This window comes from Zobellella taiwanensis (genome assembly GCF_003012795.1).
GTDB lineage: Bacteria > Pseudomonadota > Gammaproteobacteria > Enterobacterales > Aeromonadaceae > Oceanimonas > Oceanimonas taiwanensis.
The window spans coordinates 1-226 of sequence record NZ_PXYH01000103.1; the positions used below are offsets into that span (position 1 = coordinate 1).

A 226-nucleotide genomic window follows, 5' to 3' on the forward strand; every position below is an offset into this window, starting at 1 on the left:
GGGGTGAAGTTCCTGGGTGTGGTGATCCACACGAACTACACCCGTATCCAGGACAAGAAGGTGGTAAAACTCAAGCAGAAGCTGAAAGCGCTGACAAAGCGAAACCGGGGCATTGGGCTTGCGGCGATCATCCGCGAGCTGAACCCAGTGCTGCGGGGCTTTGTCAGCTACTTTCGGGTGGCAAACTGCGCGCGGGTGCTGAAGCAGGTAATGAGTTGGTTAAGAC

Annotated in this window: 1 protein-coding gene; it reads left to right on the forward strand. The window is 56.2% G+C overall.

Annotated features, from left to right (window positions below):
* On the forward strand, positions 1–226 hold a 226-nt coding region (locus C7I36_RS17120), incomplete at both ends, for a group II intron maturase-specific domain-containing protein (protein WP_219899693.1).